At 61.5% G+C, this 16,974-nt stretch carries 19 protein-coding genes; 6 read left to right on the top strand and 13 right to left on the bottom strand.

Features of this window, described 5'->3' with window-relative positions; genetic code table 11:
- Positions 1-4 precede the first annotated feature (4 nt).
- The gene (locus C0Z19_RS03255) at positions 5-1,759 is read right to left on the bottom strand and encodes a PHA/PHB synthase family protein (protein WP_102608524.1); all 1,755 of its coding nucleotides are present in this window, start codon (positions 1,757-1,759) and stop codon (positions 5-7) included.
- 283 nt (positions 1,760-2,042) lie between these two features.
- Between C0Z19_RS03255 and C0Z19_RS28170 the strand changes: the two genes are divergently transcribed.
- A complete protein-coding gene (locus C0Z19_RS28170) occupies positions 2,043-2,255 on the top strand; it encodes a DUF2964 family protein (RefSeq protein WP_154868659.1) in 213 nt (70 codons plus the stop codon).
- A gap of 39 nt (positions 2,256-2,294) precedes the next feature.
- Here C0Z19_RS28170 and C0Z19_RS03245 read toward each other — a convergent pair whose 3' ends face one another.
- Positions 2,295-2,636 (bottom strand): c-type cytochrome, encoded by a 342-nt coding sequence (locus C0Z19_RS03245; protein WP_233195981.1) that lies wholly within the window; start codon positions 2,634-2,636, stop codon positions 2,295-2,297.
- 334 nt (positions 2,637-2,970) lie between these two features.
- Here C0Z19_RS03245 and C0Z19_RS03240 point away from each other — a divergent pair, with 334 nt between their 5' ends.
- Positions 2,971-3,246, top strand: a complete 276-nt coding sequence (locus C0Z19_RS03240) for a DUF1488 family protein (protein WP_102608522.1) — start codon at positions 2,971-2,973, stop codon at positions 3,244-3,246.
- A gap of 186 nt (positions 3,247-3,432) precedes the next feature.
- Here C0Z19_RS03240 and C0Z19_RS03235 read toward each other — a convergent pair whose 3' ends face one another.
- The 3 genes from C0Z19_RS03235 to C0Z19_RS03225 form a co-directional block, all read right to left on the bottom strand.
- Complete coding sequence (locus tag C0Z19_RS03235; protein ID WP_102608346.1) at positions 3,433-4,260, bottom strand: universal stress protein; 828 nt, start codon at positions 4,258-4,260, stop codon at positions 3,433-3,435.
- Entirely contained in the window at positions 4,257-4,775 is a 519-nt protein-coding gene (locus tag C0Z19_RS03230; RefSeq protein WP_102608345.1) for a universal stress protein, read from the bottom strand. The genes C0Z19_RS03235 and C0Z19_RS03230 overlap by 4 nt, the downstream gene beginning before the upstream one ends.
- A gap of 64 nt (positions 4,776-4,839) precedes the next feature.
- Positions 4,840-5,679 (bottom strand): universal stress protein, encoded by an 840-nt coding sequence (locus C0Z19_RS03225; RefSeq protein ID WP_102608344.1) that lies wholly within the window; start codon positions 5,677-5,679, stop codon positions 4,840-4,842.
- A gap of 272 nt (positions 5,680-5,951) precedes the next feature.
- On the opposite strand from C0Z19_RS03225, the gene C0Z19_RS03220 reads away from it, so the two are divergent.
- Both C0Z19_RS03220 and C0Z19_RS03215 read left to right on the top strand, forming a co-directional pair.
- Positions 5,952-6,698, top strand: a complete 747-nt coding sequence (locus C0Z19_RS03220; RefSeq protein ID WP_102608343.1) for a beta-ketoacyl-ACP reductase — start codon at positions 5,952-5,954, stop codon at positions 6,696-6,698.
- Positions 6,699-6,910: 212 nt separating this feature from the next.
- On the top strand, positions 6,911-7,345 hold the full coding sequence (locus C0Z19_RS03215) for an Hsp20/alpha crystallin family protein (RefSeq protein WP_102608342.1): 435 nt from the start codon (positions 6,911-6,913) through the stop codon (positions 7,343-7,345).
- 120 nt (positions 7,346-7,465) lie between these two features.
- Here the strand turns inward: C0Z19_RS03215 and C0Z19_RS03210 are convergent, their stop codons facing one another.
- Positions 7,466-8,059, bottom strand: a complete 594-nt coding sequence (locus C0Z19_RS03210) for a rhomboid family intramembrane serine protease (protein WP_102608521.1) — start codon at positions 8,057-8,059, stop codon at positions 7,466-7,468.
- A 69-nt stretch (positions 8,060-8,128) separates the two neighbouring features.
- Here C0Z19_RS03210 and C0Z19_RS03205 point away from each other — a divergent pair, with 69 nt between their 5' ends.
- Positions 8,129-8,365, top strand: coding sequence for a UDP-glucose 4-epimerase (locus tag C0Z19_RS03205; protein ID WP_102608520.1), 237 nt, complete (start codon positions 8,129-8,131; stop codon positions 8,363-8,365).
- Between the two features lie 63 nt (positions 8,366-8,428).
- Here the strand turns inward: C0Z19_RS03205 and C0Z19_RS03200 are convergent, their stop codons facing one another.
- The 5 genes from C0Z19_RS03200 to C0Z19_RS03180 form a co-directional block, all read right to left on the bottom strand.
- Positions 8,429-9,817, bottom strand: coding sequence for an MBL fold metallo-hydrolase RNA specificity domain-containing protein (locus C0Z19_RS03200; protein ID WP_102608341.1), 1,389 nt, complete (start codon positions 9,815-9,817; stop codon positions 8,429-8,431).
- Positions 9,814-10,734 carry an LOG family protein gene (locus C0Z19_RS03195; protein WP_102608340.1) on the bottom strand — a complete coding sequence of 307 codons (921 nt, stop codon included), beginning with the start codon at positions 10,732-10,734 and terminating at the stop codon, positions 9,814-9,816. The genes C0Z19_RS03200 and C0Z19_RS03195 overlap by 4 nt, the downstream gene beginning before the upstream one ends.
- Positions 10,735-10,741: 7 nt before the next feature.
- Positions 10,742-11,767, bottom strand: a complete 1,026-nt coding sequence (locus tag C0Z19_RS03190) for an Acg family FMN-binding oxidoreductase (RefSeq protein ID WP_102608519.1) — start codon at positions 11,765-11,767, stop codon at positions 10,742-10,744.
- Positions 11,768-11,928: 161 nt separating this feature from the next.
- Positions 11,929-13,746: a SulP family inorganic anion transporter gene (locus tag C0Z19_RS03185; protein WP_102608339.1), complete on the bottom strand. Its 1,818-nt coding sequence runs from the start codon at positions 13,744-13,746 to the stop codon at positions 11,929-11,931.
- A 14-nt stretch (positions 13,747-13,760) separates the two neighbouring features.
- On the bottom strand, positions 13,761-13,946 hold the full coding sequence (locus C0Z19_RS03180) for a hypothetical protein (RefSeq protein ID WP_102608338.1): 186 nt from the start codon (positions 13,944-13,946) through the stop codon (positions 13,761-13,763).
- 333 nt (positions 13,947-14,279) lie between these two features.
- On the opposite strand from C0Z19_RS03180, the gene C0Z19_RS27885 reads away from it, so the two are divergent.
- Complete coding sequence (locus C0Z19_RS27885) at positions 14,280-14,621, top strand: hypothetical protein (protein ID WP_146011989.1); 342 nt, start codon at positions 14,280-14,282, stop codon at positions 14,619-14,621.
- A 243-nt stretch (positions 14,622-14,864) separates the two neighbouring features.
- Here C0Z19_RS27885 and C0Z19_RS03170 read toward each other — a convergent pair whose 3' ends face one another.
- Complete coding sequence (locus C0Z19_RS03170; RefSeq protein WP_146011988.1) at positions 14,865-15,290, bottom strand: hypothetical protein; 426 nt, start codon at positions 15,288-15,290, stop codon at positions 14,865-14,867.
- A 127-nt stretch (positions 15,291-15,417) separates the two neighbouring features.
- Complete coding sequence (locus tag C0Z19_RS03165) at positions 15,418-16,260, bottom strand: rolling circle replication-associated protein (protein ID WP_102608517.1); 843 nt, start codon at positions 16,258-16,260, stop codon at positions 15,418-15,420.
- Positions 16,261-16,974 lie beyond the last annotated feature (714 nt).

Below are 16,974 nucleotides of genomic sequence, written 5' to 3'. Positions count from 1 at the left end.
GCCTCTATTTTTGGAAAATGTAAGTACCTGGCGCCGCCGTGATGACAGGGCCGTCTGCCTTCGGCGGGGCGACCTGTTGTGCCGACGAGTGCTCGTCGAGCCAGGCCTCCCATGCGGGCCACCATGAGCCTTCGCGCATCTCGGCGGCAGCGGCCCATTCGTCGGGGCCGACGTTCAGATCCGCATGCACGGTGGACTTGATGCGGAAATGGCGATGCGGATGGCCCGGCTCGCTGACGATGCCCGCGTTGTGCCCGCCGCTCGTCAAAACGAACGTGATATCGGTATCGGCCAGATGATGGATCTTATAGACCGAGCGCCACGGCGCGATATGGTCCCGCTCCGTACCGACGACGAACATCGGCACGCGGATGTTGCGCAGCGTGATCGGTCGACCGTCGACCTCATAGCGTGCGCAGGCGAGGTCGTTATCGAGAAACAGATGGCGCAGGTACTGTGAGTGCATGCGATAGGGCATGCGCGTACGATCCGCGTTCCAAGCGGCCAGATCCGTCATCGGCTCGCGTTCGCCAAGCAGGTAATGACGCACGGCATGCGACCAGACGAGATCGTTCGATCGCAGCAGTTGAAACGAACCGCCCATTTGCGCTCCGCCAAGATAGCCGCGTTCCCACATCATGCTTTCGAGAAAGTAGACCTGACTGTCGTCGATGAAGAGTTGAAGCTCGCCTGGCTCGGTGAAGTCGGTTTGCGCCGCGAACAAGGTCACCGATGCGAGCCGCTCATCGCGCTGGCTCGCCATCGAGGCCGCCGCAATCGCCAGTAAAGTGCCGCCCAGGCAATATCCCGCCGCGTGAATCTTCCGGTCGGGCATGATGCGCGAGATGGCGTCGAGCGCGGCCATGATGCCGAGCTGGCGGTAGTCCTCAAAGCCGAGATCGCGATCGTTTTCGTCGGGGTTGCGCCACGAAATGCAAAAGACCGTGTGCCCCTGGTCGACCAGATAACGCACGAGGGAGTTGTGCGGAGAAAGATCGAGGATGTAGTACTTCATGATCCATGCCGGCACGATCAACAGCGGCTCGGCAGCAACTGCGGCCGTCGACGGACGATACTGGATCAGCTCGATCAAATGATTGCGAAACACCACGCTGCCCGGTGTCGCTGCCACATCGACGCCGGGTTTGAAGTGCTCCAGGCCCGTAGCCGGCTGGCCCGTTGTCACGCGCCACGCGTCTTCCATCGCATGGCATGCACCCTGTACGAGATTGGCGCCCCACGTCGCAGCGGTGCGCTGCAAGACATCGGGGTTCGTCAACGCGAAGTTGCCCGGAGAAAAGACATCGAGCCATTGCCTGGCCGCAAAGGACACGACGTCCTCATGGTGACGCGTCGTGCCGGGCGTGTCGCGCGTTGCTGCGCACCACCATTGCTCGGTCAGGCGAAAGGCTTGCTGCCAGTATCGAAACGGGGCGGCTTGCCACGCTGCGGCAGCGAAGCGATCGTCGCCCGGACCCATGGGCTCCAATGGCGCGGCGCCGCCAGCCGCTTCGGCAAATTGCCGACCCTGGCGCACGGCGAGCGAAGCGAGCTCCAACTGCTTACCGGGTGCCGCCAGCAGATGAATGAACCAATCGGAAAACGCGAGCGCGAGCGCCGCGGGCGACAGTCCGCCTGTCCCTCTGGCGATCCAGGCTTCCTTCGCGTGGTCGAGCGAACGAAATGGACTCTCGGCTAAAAGGCCCGGCGGCGCAGCGGCGCCGTCCTCCATGCATCCCGTGGTCGGGCGGGTTTCCATCGAATTGTCCTCGAGTCGGCGTGGGATCCACTGTTGCATAGGGGTCGCAGGGTGGCCCTGATTTACATCAACCGCAGTGTGCGCGGCAGTAGGGATGCGATGTCAAACCGCGACGACTCAACGCTTCGCGCTGCTCCCGATTGACGCAGGTCAACGCGTACAGCGTGCAATCGGACACGATAGAGGTTCGTATTCACGTGTCGGCGCGTCGTCGCGCTTCACGAAATGCAAAGGGCGATGCATCCGAAGCGCGCCCGACGTCGCCAACCATGGGAGCGTGACGATGAAAAGCAACTTCCGGATCGTCATGGCCACGGTGTCGATCTTCCTGGCCATCTTCGGTATCGCTGCGGCGATTCACGGGTTGGTGTTCGATGAAGCGAGTGCCGTCAAGTATGGCGTGGCCGTCCTCATTGGCGGCATAGCGGCGTTCGTTTTGCTGCTCAATCCGGCCTCGGAGTTCGATGACGAGGCGGGCCAGCATCACAGTCCCTGAGTGCATCAAGCGGCGTGGCAGTACCTTCCCGCCGCGCGATCACTGGCTCAAGACCCAATCGACAAGCGTATGCGCATCCCGCGCCGAGAGCGGGCCGCCGCGCTCCGACGGCGGCGGCATCGGCGTATCGCCCCAGTGCGCTCGCCCGCCCAGACGCAACTTCCTGGCGAGCACATCCGCGGCATGCGGTTCTTTTCTGTACCGCTCCGCGATCTGATGAAACGAAGGTGCGAGAAAGGGCGCATCCACCGTGTGGCAGAACATGCAATGCTGACGATTGATGAGCTCGGTGGGCTCCGTTTGCGCGATCGCGGGGGTAGCCACAGCGACCAGGATCAAGCAGCTCAGCTCCACCGCGAACGACCGTCGTTGTGCCTTCATGGCGGTACTCCGAAAGGGTGACGTGGCATCCAGTGTAGGGACGATGGCCTGTGCGCGATTGACGCATATCAAGGCCGACTGGTGCGCCCATGCGCTATCACCTGGCTCGTGCACGTTTGCCTTCAAACGAGAGGCGCTTGACATGCGTCAACGGGAGTCCGGCCCCGGGGCTTGCAGCCCGCGCTTGCGCGGGTATCCTGGAGCACAGAAGAGCAGATCGCCGCGCTTCATGCGACCAGCCATGCGCGCGGGCTTGCCCGAACCGGTGCGCCGGCTTCCGCACGCTACGAGCGGAGTGGCTCTGCGCCCGATTCATCCGAGAAAGGGAACGGCCATGAAGATTCATTTTCCCCACGATGCGCCGCAGTACTGCGGCCCCGATCTCGTTGTGACGTTCCCGGCGCTCGTCGACGGCGAGCGCATCGATTGCTCCATCACGGCAGAAGCGCTTGAAGATCACTTCGGTGCGCCGTCGTCACGCGAAGAGGACGCCATGCGCGCGTTCGATCATCATCGGCATAGAATCGAGCACGCGGCGCGCAGGATGTTGGAAGAGGTCGGTAAAAAGCCGGTGATATTACATAGCGGCTATTTCCGGTTTTACGACTGAAGCCATAAGGCAGCGAGCTGCGCAGCCTTCGGTCGGTGGGCAGTCGCTGCACGGGGGAAATTTTCTGGGGAAGGCGCAGAAAGATGCGCCGCCGCTGATCACGCGAGCGAGAATGCCACTACGGCGGTCGACAACGTATCGATGCCGACCGCCGCAGCGGCTGAGTGGCGATCTTGAAGTCGTCAATCAGCGCGACATCAGCACCGGCGCCGTCATCGTTTCGAGCATCGTATAGGTGACGCCGCCCAACACGTGCTCTCTTGCCCGCGCGTGTCCATATGCCCCCATCACCAGCAGGTCGGCATGCGCATCGCTCAGTTGATTGAGCAACGTCGCGGCCGTGGTCATGCCCGGTGCGCGCGGAATTGATGCAAATGCGGCGCGCACGCCATGCCGCTCCAGATATCCGGAGACGTCGAAGCCGGCCGGCTCATCGCGATCAGGCTGCTTCTGCACCGTCGAAATGGTCACGAAGCGGGCGTGCTTGAGGATCGGCAGCGCATCGGCCAGCGCACGCGCGGCCTCACGGCTACCGTCCCAAGCGACCACCACGTTCTCGCCGAACGTTGCGATGCGGCCGGCGTACGGCAGCACAAGCACGGGGCGCCCACTGCTCATCACGACTTCTTCGACGAAGTTGCGGGCAACGTAGGAGGCCTGATCATCAGGATCCTCCTGACCCATCACGACAAGGTCGGCATGCCGCGCATGCAGCACCGTCGCGTCGATGGCCGGGCCCGCCGGGGCGCGCCATTCGAACGGACGGCCTGCGCGCTGCGCTGTGGCGGTGAACTGTTCACAAGCGCGGTTCATGCGCTCCACGCCTTGCGCTTCGAGCTTGCCGAGACTGAGGCTGTCGTCGCGTTTGACGAGCGGCCGCAACAAGTCCTGGCAGACAACGTAAAGGCCGATCAAATGCGCGTCGTGCTTGGCCGCAAGTTCTAGTGCGAAGGCGACACGCGCTTCGCTGTGACGGCTGTCGTCGATATGGACGAGCAAAGTCTTGTAGCTCATAGCAAAACCTTTCCGGTGCGGTGGGTGGAGGCAGTGTGCGTAACAGCGGTAGCGGTGGCGCCGTCGTCGACGGCGCCTGGGATCAGGAGAACGGGACAGCAGGAGATGCGCGTGAAACGTTCGGCAACGCTGCCGAGTACGAGCCGACGGAACCCACGCCGTCCATGGGTGCCCATGACAACGAGGTCGCAATGAGTGGCCCGCGCTTCCTCGAGAATGCGTTCGGCGACGTCGATGCCCGGCGCCAGGATCTCGACGACGCGCGGCTCACCACGTACGTTCTCGCGCTGCATGGCTGCGAGGGCGTCCTTTTTCAGCGCTTCACCGGTTTCCAGCAACGCATCGCGCACGATCGACGGGTCGTAGCCCGGCGCTTCGTAGGCCACGATCGGGATGTCGACGACGTAGAGCGGGATCAATTCCGCGTGGGTCTCGCGCGCCAGCGCGAGCGCATAGTCGAGTGCTCGCTGTGCAGTTGGACTGCCATCGATCGGCACCAGGATTCGTTGATACATGGTCAAGCCTCTTGTCAGTTTCACGTCGATCGAATTGCGTGAAGGGGCCGCCTGCCGCGTTCGGTCAATGCGACATCAGCACGGGCACGGTCATCGATTTGAGCATCGATCGCGTAGCGCCGCCGAGCGCGAGTTCGCGCCAGCGCGAGTGGCCGTAACAGCCCATGACGATGAGGTCCACGCTCAAATCGGCGGCGCGCGAAAGCAACATCTCGCCGATCGGCTCGTCTTTGACGCCCTCGACTTCCTCGGTGACGACATTCGCACCGTAGCGAGAAATCACCGCCGCGATGTCCACGCCCGGGATGCGGTTCTCAGGCGGCTCGCCGGCCAACGCGTTGATTGTCAGCACCGTCACGCGCTTCGCGCGCGACAGAAACGGCAGGGCGTCGTGCAGGGCGCGCGTCGCTTCTCGGCTGCCGTCCCAGGCAATCAACACATGGGTGCCGACTTCGTCGAACTGCCCCGCGTACGGCACCACAAGCACAGGGCGTCCCGAAGCGATCGCCGTGTTTTCGACGAATTGCTCGGCGACGAACGAATCCGGGTCGTTGCGATTGAATTGCCCGACGATCGCGAGATCGGCAAGTCTCGCCGCCTGCGGGACGACGCGGTTGGCAAATTCCGCAGACGATTGCCATTCGCCGTGAACGTTCGCCCGCACGAGCTCGGCGCGAAACAGACGCTCGAGCGCACCTTGTTGCTCGGCGCGGCGTTGGCGCTGCTCCACGTAGAGCTCGGCATTGGCCGCCATCACGTAGAACGAGCCGGGCTCCGGCGTGAAGACCGTAAAGAACCCGGTCACGTAGGCGTCGTATCGCTTGGCGAGCGATAGGGCGAGTTCTAGCCTGCTATGCACGGCTTCGCTCGTATCGAGGTGAACGAGGATGCTTTTGTAACTCATCGCTCTAGCTCCCATAAAGGAATCGCGGCACTGGATCGTGATTCCCAGTCTAGGAGCTGTCCCGATTTGGCAATTGATGCAAGTCAAGCGAAATCGTGCGTGCGAAACGAACGGATTGGCTTGCCCGCTCGCACATATGCGTCACTGGTTGATGAAGGTCAAGCGCACGCAACCGCCGCTGTTTAAATTGATCGATAGCCGTTGCGCGTGCCGCAATACGATTCATACGTGCATTGCCGCGCCGATTGGAGTCCATTTCCGAGGAGAAAACCATGTCGAGCAAGCCAGTCGCATTTGTTACTGGAGGAATGGGAGGATTGGGAGCGGCGATCAGTCGTCGTCTGCACGACATGGGCATGATCGTTACGATGTCCCACTCCGAACGCAACGATCACGTTTCGACGTGGCTCATGCACGAACGCGACGCAGGCCGCACGTTCTACGCATACGAAATGGACGTCGCGGACTTCGATTCGTGCTCGCGTTGTGCGAAGCGCGTCATCGCAGAGCATGGCGAGGTCTCCGTCCTGGTCAACAACGCGGGCATTACGCGCGACGCCAGCTTCGCCAAGATGACCAAGAGCGATTGGGATGCGGTAATGCGAACCGATCTCGATGCACTGTTCAATGTGACGAAGCCGTTCATCGGAGCGATGGTGGAACGCGGCTTTGGTCGCGTGATCAACATCGGCTCGGTCAATGGATCGCGCGGCGCCTACGGTCAAACGAACTACGCTGCTGCAAAGGCGGGCGCGCACGGTTTCACCAAGTCGCTCGCGCTGGAACTGGCAAAGCACGGCGTCACCGTCAACACGGTGTCGCCGGGCTACCTCGATACCGCGATGACGGCCTCGGTACCCGGGGACGTCATGCAAACGCGCATTCTGCCGCAGATCCCGGTCGGTCGACTGGGTCGTCCCGACGAAGTGGCGGCACTCGTCGCGTTTCTCTGTTCGAACGATGCGGGATTCATTACGGGAGCGGACATCGCGATCAACGGCGGCATGCATATGCGCTGACGCGGGACCGCGCAATCCGGTCCGTAAAACGCCGCTCACGGGGGGCGAAAGCCCTCGGTTGATGCAAATCAATCGCTGGTGTGCGGGACTGGCTACAGTAGGTTATGCATCGCTGCCCATCGACCGGAACGAATGTCGGCCGACGGAAATCAAGGCTTGAAGCGGGCCTTTGCATGCCCGCGATTCGACTTGTCAACCGAGGAGTCAATGTGATGAGCAATTTGTCCCGTTACGAACCGTTTTCGCTGGAGCCCGTGGCCGATATGTTTCAGGGATTCTTTCGACCGATGCGCAACCTGGCGTTCAGCGGCGAAACACCGCTTTCCGACATCAAGATCGATGTCGCCGAGAGCGACACCAGTTATACGGTGAAGGCCGAGCTGCCCGGCCTCGACAAGAAGGACATCGACGTCAAGATCGACGGTAACGTCGTGTCGATCACGGCCAAGGCGGAGCGCAGCAAAGAAACGAAGGAGGGCGAGCGCGTCATCCGTCGCGAGCGCTATTCGGGCGTGATCAGCCGCTCGTTCTCGCTCGATACCGATATCGACGAGGCCGCATCCGCGGCGCAGTACCAGGATGGCGTGTTGTCGTTGACCTTGCAGAAGAAGAAGGACTCGCCGCAAAAACGGTTGCAGATCAATTGATTTGGAAGGATCGCTGATTTGTTGGGGATCTCGGGGTTTTGGGCGCGGCCGCATTCGAACGGGTCGCGCCACTTTTTTCGCTCGGCCGCCCGGCACGTAGACATATGCCGCGTGCACGTCTTACGACACACGCCGCTCGTGACGCGACCAGGCGAGCAAGCACGCGAGTGCACCGAGCATGCCGCCAAGATGAGCGAAGTGCGCCACGCCCGGCGCTCCCCCGCTGACGCCCAGCAGCAATTCCAGCGCTGCGTAGCCGGTCGCGAAGAGCCAGGCCGGCATGGGGATCGGAGGGAAGAGTAGAACGAGCCGCCGGCGTGGAAACAGAATCGCGAAACTGACGAGCAGCCCGAAGACGCCGGCGGATGCGCCGATCGTCGGGTAGGCGAGCGGCGGTGACAGCAACAGCACGAGAATCTGGACGGCGCCGCCGGCAACGACGCTTGCAATGTAGAGCACCAACAGCCGCGCAGGGCCGATCACGCCTTCGACATCGCGTCCGAAGATGTAGACACCGAACATGTTGAAGGCGATATGTGTGAAGTTTGCATGCAACGCGCTATAGGTCAGCAACTGCCACACATGGAAGGGCGGCGTTGCGGCCGCGGGCGAGCGCATGAGCGGCCAAAGCGCGAAGGTATCGAGCAGAGGTTCTGGCATCGCCTGTTCGAACAGGAAGACGGCGATATTCAACAGGATGAGCGCGGTGGTCATCCCGGCCTCCGGGCAAGTGTCATCAGAGGCATCCATGCCCGTTCATTCAATTTGGTCGAGGTACGCATCATGTCGATGTCAGGGAAAGTCAGCGATCGCGATTGGTCCGTCTCGGTACAGACGCATCCGACCCCGGATGGATTCGCTTGCACGATTCATGTGATCCATCGCGAATCGAAGGGGAAGTTCCAGCATCAATTCAGGCACTTCAAGGTGTTCAGAACCGAGCAGGACGCGATGCTCGACGGCCTGCGCGAAGGGATGGATTGGATCCGGCATAAGTTGGCGCGGGCTATTTGCAAGTAGCGGCGTGCGTCTATCTGCGCTGCGCAGCGCCGCGTGGACACGCTGCGCGCTGCGGGATCTGCATCAGGACAGCGCATGCTCGTGAGACGGCGACTGCGCAAGCTCCGCGGCTTCGAGATACGTAGGCACTTCGCACGGCCAATGAAGCTGTTCTTCGATCCGGCGCCGCAAGGCGTCGGCTGCCGCGGGCTCTCCGTGCGTCACGAACGTCCTGGCGGGGGCCGTCGTGATCGACGATAACCACCTCAGTATTTCGTTGTAATCGGCATGTGCAGAGAGCGACGAAATCGCTTCGACTCTGGCTCGCACCGGTATATATTCGCCATGAATCTTGATGGTCGGCGCATGCGCCTCGAGCGCCGCGCCGCGCGTGCCAGCCGCTTGATAGCCAACCAAAGCGATCGTATTGCGCGAATCGGGCGCGAACGCCTTCAGGTGATGCAGCACGCGGCCGCCCGTTACCATGCCGCTACCGGCGATCACGACCATCGGCCCGCGCCGGCTCGACACTTCTTTCGATTGATCGACGGTGCGAACCATCGTCGCAGCCTTGCTGATCGAATCGGCTTCGCTCATCGTCAGGCGGTGCTCGCGCAGATGGCGTCGATAAAGATCGGTCACGGCGATCGCCATCGGGCTATCGAGAAACACGGGGACATTTGCCATGCGCCCCGTTTCCTTCAACACGGCGATATAGTGCAGGATCTCTTGCGTCCGGCCGACGGCGAAGGAGGGGATCACGACCACGCCCCCATGCTTGAACGTGCGGGTGAAAATCGCATCGAGTTCGGCCGCCGGATCGCTTTGATCGTGCAAACGATCGCCATAGGTCGATTCGACGACGAGGTAGTCGGCATGCATGGGCGCCATCGGCTCGCGCATGATCGGATCGGAGAAGCGGCCCACGTCGCCGGAAAATGCGATCAGCTTGCCCTCCACATAAAGAACGACGCTCGCCGCGCCCAGGATGTGGCCGGCCGGCAGAAGACGAAACGATGCATGCTCGTTCAGCTTCACGCTGTCGTTGAATTCGCAGGGCACGAGTTGTTTGAGCACGCGCTCGGCGTCGTCGAGCGTGTAGAGCGGCAACGCGGGATGGTGCTTCGAATAGCCATGACGATTGGCAAAATCGGCTTCCTCCTCCTGCAGCTTCGCGCTGTCGCGCAGCATGACGCCGCACAGATCCGTCGTACCCGAGGTGCCATAGACGGGGCCACGATAGCCCATACGTGCGAGCACGGGCAGGTAACCCGAGTGATCGATATGGGCGTGAGTCAGGATGACGGCATCGATCGTGTCGACCTGAATCGGCAACGGCGCCCAGTTGCGCAGGCGCAGGTTCTTGGTGCCTTCAAACAAGCCGCAATCGATCAATATGCGAAGGCCCGCGGCTTCGAGCAGGTATTTCGATCCGGTGACCGTTTCCGTCGCGCCTAAGAACGTCAGCTTCATGATTTCTCTCCCGCGGCCAACTCGGGCCCAGGTTCGTGTTCGCCAAGAGAGGGCGCACGCTCGCCATACCAGGCGGCAATTGCGTCCCAGATCTGATCGGCCGATTCGGCGAAGGTCAGCAACTTCGCATCGATCGCCGCGATCATGCCTTCATCGACGAGGAAATCGAAATCGACAGCGCGACGCCAGTATTGCGCGCCGACCAGCACCACGGGCAATGGGGCGATCTTGCCCGTTTGCAGCAGCGTCAAGACTTCGAAGAGTTCGTCGCAGGTGCCGTATCCGCCGGGGAAGAATACGGCCGCCTTCGCACGTTCGAGCAAGTGCATCTTGCGAATGGCGAAGTAGTGCAGCTTGAAACAAAGGTCGGGGCTGATATAAGGATTGGGCAGTTGTTCGCGCGGCAACGAGATGTTCAAGCCGATGCTGGGCGCGCCCGATTCAAATGCGCCGCGGTTGGCGGCTTCCATGATGCCCGGGCCGCCGCCCGTCACGACGGCGAGCCGGGCAAGCGTAGACGTCGCGCGGCGACGGCCGACGATACGGCCGAAGGTGCGGGCGATATCGTAGTATCGGCTCTGTTCGAGCAACCGCTTCGCGCGGTCGGCCGCGTGGACGAAATCGTGGTTGGCCGGATCGCTTGCCAGCAGACGATCCGCCGCGCGCACGCGTTCGCGCGCGACCGACGGTTCGACGATGCGCGTGCTGCCATAGACGACCACCGTGTGATCGATACCGTGTTGCAGCAGAATTTCTTCAGTCTTCCAGAAGTCCAACTGCAAGCGCACGGCGCACATCTCGGGGCGCAGCAGAAAGGCTCGGTCTTCATCGGCTTGTTGGTAGCTTGGGCTCGTGATGAGCCGATTCACACGCTCGCGTGCTTCGTCTTCGCTTGCTTGATCGGCGCGCTCGGTCATCACGGCTTCACCAGATCACGTCGCTCAGCGGCCGCCTTGGCGAACGTTCGACGGCCTGTGGCCCGTGGCCGATTCTGAGCAGGAGCTGAGGCGTCGCGTGAAGGCCGATCTCGGCACACAAGCGCTCACGCAGCGATGAAACTTCGATGGGTTGATTCAGATATGAAGCGGCGAGCCCACTGTTGACGGCTCTAAGCAGCACGCGCTCCAACGCTTGGCCGGCTGCAAGCCAGGCTTCGCGATCGTCACGATCGGTGGCGATCAGGAGCAGCAGCGGCGAGCCTTCCAACAGCTCGCGGTGCATGGCGGCCATGCCGCCGCCGACGTCGAAGGTGCGAATCGCCGACGCGACGATCGGAACGCCGAAATCCAGCAGCGCGGCAACACCGGCGGCTTCGGTCGGCATGCCGTCGAGGCTGCGCTTGGGGTGGATCCAGCACGCGAGTTCGCGCCGAAAGCGCGGATCGGCGAACTGCTGCGCGTCGGCTTCGGCGATCAGTTCAGCGATGCGCGCGCGTGCCTTGGCGTCGTCGATGCAGACAACGTGCGCGCCTTCTGCCTCTCCCGCATCGGTCAACGCGCGCTTGACGCTATCGGGCAGCGGTGCGCGTTCAAACGGCTTGCGGACCGTCGCGCGCTCGGCAATCGCGTCGAACAATGGTGGCAGGCTGGCGTCTTTGAAACCGGCGTGCTCCAGGCGGACATGCGCGAGTACGTCGGGATCGACCTCCGAAGGGAACAGCGTAATCCGGTAGGCGAAGCCGTAGTAGTTGAGCGCTATACGCAGGTTCATGAGGGCGGCACCGCAGCTGATGATCAACTCGCGATCGAACGGATCGACAACCGGCAGCGCACGCATGCGATCGGCACACAATGTGATCGCGTCGTCTTCGACGATGAAGTGCCAGGGCTGGGAGTTATGACTCGATGGGGCCAGCACGGCGCATTGCACCGCATGCCGAAGCTTGAGCGCCAGGCTCGCCTGCGGATCCAGCGGTTGGAAGGGGCGCTCTGATGCCGCCGCCGCTTGCATGTCGTGAGTCACAATCGGTCTCCTGAAACGCTGCATCGTTCGACCGATGGTGGCATCGCGCAACAAAGGACCGATTGACCGACATCAAAGACCCGTCTTATCGTTGACGCTCGAATATTGGCGCCGATGGTGCCGGACACGACAGACGCGGCAGCAACGGCCTATCGGCGAGATACGAGCCTGCGCGCGTTGGATGTACCCAGGCGTCGGCTGCCGCGCGTTCTTTTTTCGCGCTGACGGATAGCGACCGGGCGCCGGCGCCGGCGCTCGATAGTGTGTTCGACCGCTTCGCCTACTGTGGCGAAGAAGCATCCATCGCCCCCTAGCGATGCAAACAATCCATACCGATGCAACTGGTCTTTCACCGGCCCTTTCATCTCTGCGAAATAGAGTCGGATGCCGGCGCTGTCAAGCGCTTCGCGTAATTTGACGAGCGTATCGGCCGCGGTAATGTCGATGTCGGTTACCGGTTCGGCCGCGATGATGATCGACTTCACGCGCGTGCGCGAACGGGACACGGCGCGGCGGAGATGATCGGCGAAGATCTCGCTGTTGGCGAAGAAGAGTGGGGCGTCCCAGCGAAACAGGAGTAGGCCGGCAAATTGCTTGGCTTCCGGGTGCCGGCTGATGTCGTGGTATCCCCGTCGGCTGGGCATTTTTCCTAGTACGGCGTCATAGGGATGCCACGCTCGCCAGACGAACGATGCCAGAGCAAGCGCGACCGAGATGACGATACCTGGCAGCACGCCCAGCAGCACGACACCGATCAGACAGAGCATCGATATCGCGAACTCGATGCGTTGAATGCGATAAAGGCGGGCGACGTTGCGTGTCTCGACAATCCCGAGCGCCGCACAGATGACCACTGCGGCGAGCGCGGTGTCGGGCAGGTGGTTGATGAGCGTGGGCGCAGCCCACACAATGAGGGCAGTTGAAGCTGCGGCAATGAGATTGGCCACTTGCGTCTGGGCACCCGCTGCTTGCGCGACAGGCGTACGCGTGGTGCTGCTGCTTACCGGACAGCCACTGAGGAAACCCGAGAACAAGTTGGCCGCCCCGAGCGCAACGAGTTCTTGATTCCGATCGGTTTCACCGCCTTGCGCTCGCGCGAATACGCGCGACAGGATGGTCGTATCGGCGAACGAAACCAGCGCAATCGCAACTGCGCCGCCCGCGAGGCTTGCGAAGGCGCGCGGCGATAGTGCGGGCAAGCTCGGCGAGATCCAACCTGGCGTCATCGATGCGATTGCGGGCCCCAGCGCCACGTGCTGCTTATGCAGCCACCAGCCTGCCGCCCCCGCGGCGATAACGGCGATCAACACGCCAGGAAACCGGGGAGCCAGTCGTCGCGGTAACAGCACGAGCGCCATGCAGGCGAGACCGATGACGGCCGAAATCACGTTCGTCTTGCCGCTCAGCACGCTGCGTGCAGTGTGTGTGAGGCTTTGTATCACTGCACCGTTCGAGGTTTCGATACCCAGTAAGCGGGGAATTTCGCTTGCGATGAGCGTGACCGCGATGCCGTTGAGGTAGCCGTACCGGATCGGTTGAGAGAGCAGGTCGGTGACGAAGCCGAGCTTGGCGATACCGAACAGCACACAGATAACCCCGGACATGATGGCGAGCATGGACGCAAGTGCGACGGTTTGCGCCGCATCGCCGCGCGCAAGCGGGACGATCGTGGCTGCGATCACAGCAGCCAACGCCGAATCGGGGCCCAGGACGAGGATGCGGCTCGGCCCGAAAATGGCATATCCGACCAGCGCGCCGATCGTTGCGTAGAGCCCGACCATGAGCGGCAATCGGGCGGCTTCCGCATAGCTGAGGCCGACGGGCACGAGTATGGCCGAGAGCGCCAGGCCTGCGAATAGATCCTTGGCGAGCCACTGACGCTGATAGTTGAGCAGAAGCGCCCACAGGGGGAGCCAGCGCGCCAGATAGGGGCGAGCGGGCAGAGGCAGAGGATCGTTGGGGCGCATCGGCTGCTGCCGAATCAGCGGCCGATACGGCCGTGTGCGATTTCGTCGGGGGATTTCACTGGACGTCGCCATGACAGCAATGGACGGCCGTGGTCGATGTTGAAGCCGATCCACGACATGACCATCCATGTGGGCGGTGCGAACGCGGGGATCAGGTTGAGCAGGAGCACCACGAGGAAAACGATCGCCAGCGTGGCCAAGACCCACCTCCGAGTCGATTCGAGCACCTTGTGGCGAGTGTGGTTGATCGGGGACAAACGGCGTTGACGCAGGTCAAGCGCGGGGGCGTTCGGCGTCCTGGGCGTGTGCGGCCGGACGGTCACGGCTGGATGGCGTGCGGTGTTGTGGTCGGTTGTTGATTGATTTGACATAACGTGAATTATCAACTCAAAATCGAGTTTGTAAGTCAGACGAAAGTTAGTAGCTCACACGCCACAGCGCCTACGAAGCCTCACATCTTTTCGCTTCGAGCCGGTACGCTTACACGGCTTCATCGAAGCACAAAAGAAACAGCCTGAGAGACCAACCAAAGCATGACTCACCGCAAGCAAAAAATCCTCACACGGCACAACGCCGCATCGTTGAACGAATTCCACCACTACGCACGCGGCATCCCCATGCGGCAACTGTGCCGACTCCTACAACGGCACGAACGAACGGTAAAAACCTGGATAGGCGGAAAAGCAGTCATCCCGCCGTGGGCCGTCGCGGTACTCCGATTGCGAACACTAGAACACGAGCTTATGAAAGACCAGATGGGCCTAACCGCCATCGAGCACGAGCAACGCGCCAAACAAGCCACTCAGGTAATTCAACGCCGACCAGCAGCTAACGAGCGGCAATTCGCCTTGCAACTACGCCTCGACATTGCCTAACCACACCCGATCTACATGATAAAAACGCCGCAACAGCGGCGTTTTTTTATTTGCTTCGAGGATTTATCCCGTGCTTCTCCAGCAAAGCCCTCAATCGACGTATTTCCAGAAACATCGAGATTAGAGCCAACAACGTTGCCGCCGGGAAAAACCACCGACCCGAATAATGAAGAATCGCCCATGACCCAGCCGCGCAAACAAGCGCCACCAGCACCAACGCCACCTTGTCACCGAGCCAGCTCATCATTTAGCACCGTATTGTCGCGCACGCATTGCGTAAGACTTCTGCTTCGGACCGCCCGCAATAACTTCCGGGTTATTCAGAATAAACACTTGCATATCCATCGGAATCAACACGCCGCGACTCGCCATCCACGAAAAGAATGCTCGATATTTTACGAGCGGCGTGTTCCGATACGAATCCTTGCACGCCCGTTCAGAGTCAGACGCAACAATAATGCTGCCTATGACAGCCCCAACGTAATATGACGTAGCCAACACGCCAACCACATCGAGTTTCTCTTTAACAAATGTCGCCCCAAGCACTTCGGCCACTGTTGCAGTCGGCGGTACTGACTTAAATGCATTCAGCATCGCGCCAAGGCTGCCTAGAGCCGTCGTCAACGAGGAAAAAAGGCTGTACGGGGCCGGTAACCCCAGCGCATTCATATTGCTCTGAAATGCCTTCGAAAACGAAACGCAGTCCATCAAATGGCCCTCTCAAATCATCGTTATTAGTAACATCGAACCTACAGATGCGCTGCGATGTTACCAGAGGACTGCGCCGCTTCGGCCGTCACGTCACATTGCCCGTCGCCATCCAGAACACCCCTATCCCCTGGTTCCAAAAGAACTGCGCCCCGTCGCACGTCGCACCGTTTTCGAGAACACACTGATGCGCCGCTACCACCGCATCCATTGCACCGCACTCCGGGCCAAGATGCGCGTATGTCGTCGTTTCCGGCAGCACCACGCCCCGGCTCGTCCAATAGCGCTTTTTGTTGAACGTCGTCGCGTCGGCATCCTTGCCGACGTACTTCGCGATGTACGTGGCGATCCGATGCCGCATCGAGCGCCCCTTGCCGCCCAGCTTGCGAAACAATGCGCGCATCTTTCCATTGCCCAAACTATCGTTGACAGCGCCATCGGTGCCCGACTTGCTGATGACCGATAGCCAGATCGAGCGCAACACCTTCCAGTTCTGTCGGCCGCTGACCGCAACGTGGATATGCCACGCCCCGCGCTTTTGGCGTTCAAGCACCGCCACGTAGTGGAAATCTTGCAGCTTGTTCAAGCGTCGCCGGAACTCGTCCCACCACTTCGCCCACACATCGAGGCGCGTTTCGTTCTCCCGCGTCGACAAGGTCAACATGCGATCGGCACGAATCGCCTTACACCGCTTGCGAATCATTCGCTTCGAGCGCTCGATCGATGTTTTCAGCGACTTAGCCGACTTGATGGACACGTCATCGTCGGTCTCATCCTGCAAACGCTCACGCTTGCCACGCACACCACGGGGCCGAAGCCGTATCTCCTGGAAATGCCGTTGAACGGCCACGCTGAACGCAACGACCTCTTGCTGGCCATCCTCGAATCGTTGTGTGCGCACCAGGTATTCATCGCTGAACGGCGACCACATTTCCGTTTCGCGCGTCTCCCGCCCCTCGATTTGCGCCTGGTTCAACGCTTGAGGCGAACCCCACTCATTCAGTAAATCTTGGTACGTCGGCAAACCACGGTCTACAATAGCTTCGCTCACGTTGGATACGTCCTTTATCCGATGTCAGTCACCGCCCGGGATCGTTCCAGCGATCGCCGGGTTTTTCTTTTGCACTTCCCCGCTCTGCCTTACTGCTAGCGCCTTGCCGCCGTCGTTTCCGTTAAGTGTTAGAGGTACAAGTTTAGGCGCGCTGCGCGCGCCGGCCTCTGCGGCCTACGGCTCGCCGAAGGCCCGCCCGCGCCCGCGCCCTACCTCGCACCCCACCAAACGGCCCGCCACTGCGCCATACACAAGGCCCATCACGCGGCGCATGCACACAACACCCCAGACAGAGCGCTGCGCGCTATGGGCGCTCGCCGCGCGGCGTTTTCCCCGCCCCAGCCTCACCGCACGCTTGCCGCCAGTCCGCCGAGTCCGTCGCCATTAGCCGGGCACGGTAACGCACGTCAGAACGCGGGGCGGCGCTACGCGCCTTCAAGGGGGTATCCGTAAAAGTCAAACCCCCGACTTTTACAAACCCTCCCCCTTGACCCACGTTCCGCCGCGCGTTCCCTCGGCAGTGGGCGATCGAACTCGGCGGACTGGCGGCAAGCAAAAACGCCTCCCTTGCGCGGGGAAAACCAGATGGCCGGG

The organism is Trinickia soli, from assembly GCF_002879855.1.
Lineage (GTDB): Bacteria > Pseudomonadota > Gammaproteobacteria > Burkholderiales > Burkholderiaceae > Trinickia > Trinickia soli.
This window is presented reverse-complemented; position numbering and strand designations above follow the sequence as displayed.

Coding starts and splice junctions, on each gene's coding strand:
- C0Z19_RS03185 (WP_102608339.1), bottom strand. CDS start 13,746: ATGCGCCCCAACGATCCTCTGCCTCTGCCCGCTCGCCCCTATCTGGCG.
- C0Z19_RS03170 (WP_146011988.1), bottom strand. CDS start 15,290: ATGAATGCGCTGGGGTTACCGGCCCCGTACAGCCTTTTTTCCTCGTTG.
- C0Z19_RS03240 (WP_102608522.1), top strand. CDS start 2,971: ATGAAGATTCATTTTCCCCACGATGCGCCGCAGTACTGCGGCCCCGAT.
- C0Z19_RS03255 (WP_102608524.1), bottom strand. CDS start 1,759: ATGGAAACCCGCCCGACCACGGGATGCATGGAGGACGGCGCCGCTGCG.
- C0Z19_RS03215 (WP_102608342.1), top strand. CDS start 6,911: ATGAGCAATTTGTCCCGTTACGAACCGTTTTCGCTGGAGCCCGTGGCC.
- C0Z19_RS03245 (WP_233195981.1), bottom strand. CDS start 2,636: ATGAAGGCACAACGACGGTCGTTCGCGGTGGAGCTGAGCTGCTTGATC.
- C0Z19_RS03235 (WP_102608346.1), bottom strand. CDS start 4,260: ATGAGCTACAAGACTTTGCTCGTCCATATCGACGACAGCCGTCACAGC.
- C0Z19_RS03230 (WP_102608345.1), bottom strand. CDS start 4,775: ATGTATCAACGAATCCTGGTGCCGATCGATGGCAGTCCAACTGCACAG.
- C0Z19_RS03190 (WP_102608519.1), bottom strand. CDS start 11,767: ATGCAAGCGGCGGCGGCATCAGAGCGCCCCTTCCAACCGCTGGATCCG.
- C0Z19_RS03200 (WP_102608341.1), bottom strand. CDS start 9,817: ATGAAGCTGACGTTCTTAGGCGCGACGGAAACGGTCACCGGATCGAAA.
- C0Z19_RS28170 (WP_154868659.1), top strand. CDS start 2,043: ATGAAAAGCAACTTCCGGATCGTCATGGCCACGGTGTCGATCTTCCTG.
- C0Z19_RS03195 (WP_102608340.1), bottom strand. CDS start 10,734: ATGACCGAGCGCGCCGATCAAGCAAGCGAAGACGAAGCACGCGAGCGT.
- C0Z19_RS03205 (WP_102608520.1), top strand. CDS start 8,129: ATGTCGATGTCAGGGAAAGTCAGCGATCGCGATTGGTCCGTCTCGGTA.
- C0Z19_RS03165 (WP_102608517.1), bottom strand. CDS start 16,260: ATGTGGTCGCCGTTCAGCGATGAATACCTGGTGCGCACACAACGATTC.
- C0Z19_RS27885 (WP_146011989.1), top strand. CDS start 14,280: ATGACTCACCGCAAGCAAAAAATCCTCACACGGCACAACGCCGCATCG.
- C0Z19_RS03210 (WP_102608521.1), bottom strand. CDS start 8,059: ATGACCACCGCGCTCATCCTGTTGAATATCGCCGTCTTCCTGTTCGAA.
- C0Z19_RS03220 (WP_102608343.1), top strand. CDS start 5,952: ATGTCGAGCAAGCCAGTCGCATTTGTTACTGGAGGAATGGGAGGATTG.
- C0Z19_RS03225 (WP_102608344.1), bottom strand. CDS start 5,679: ATGAGTTACAAAAGCATCCTCGTTCACCTCGATACGAGCGAAGCCGTG.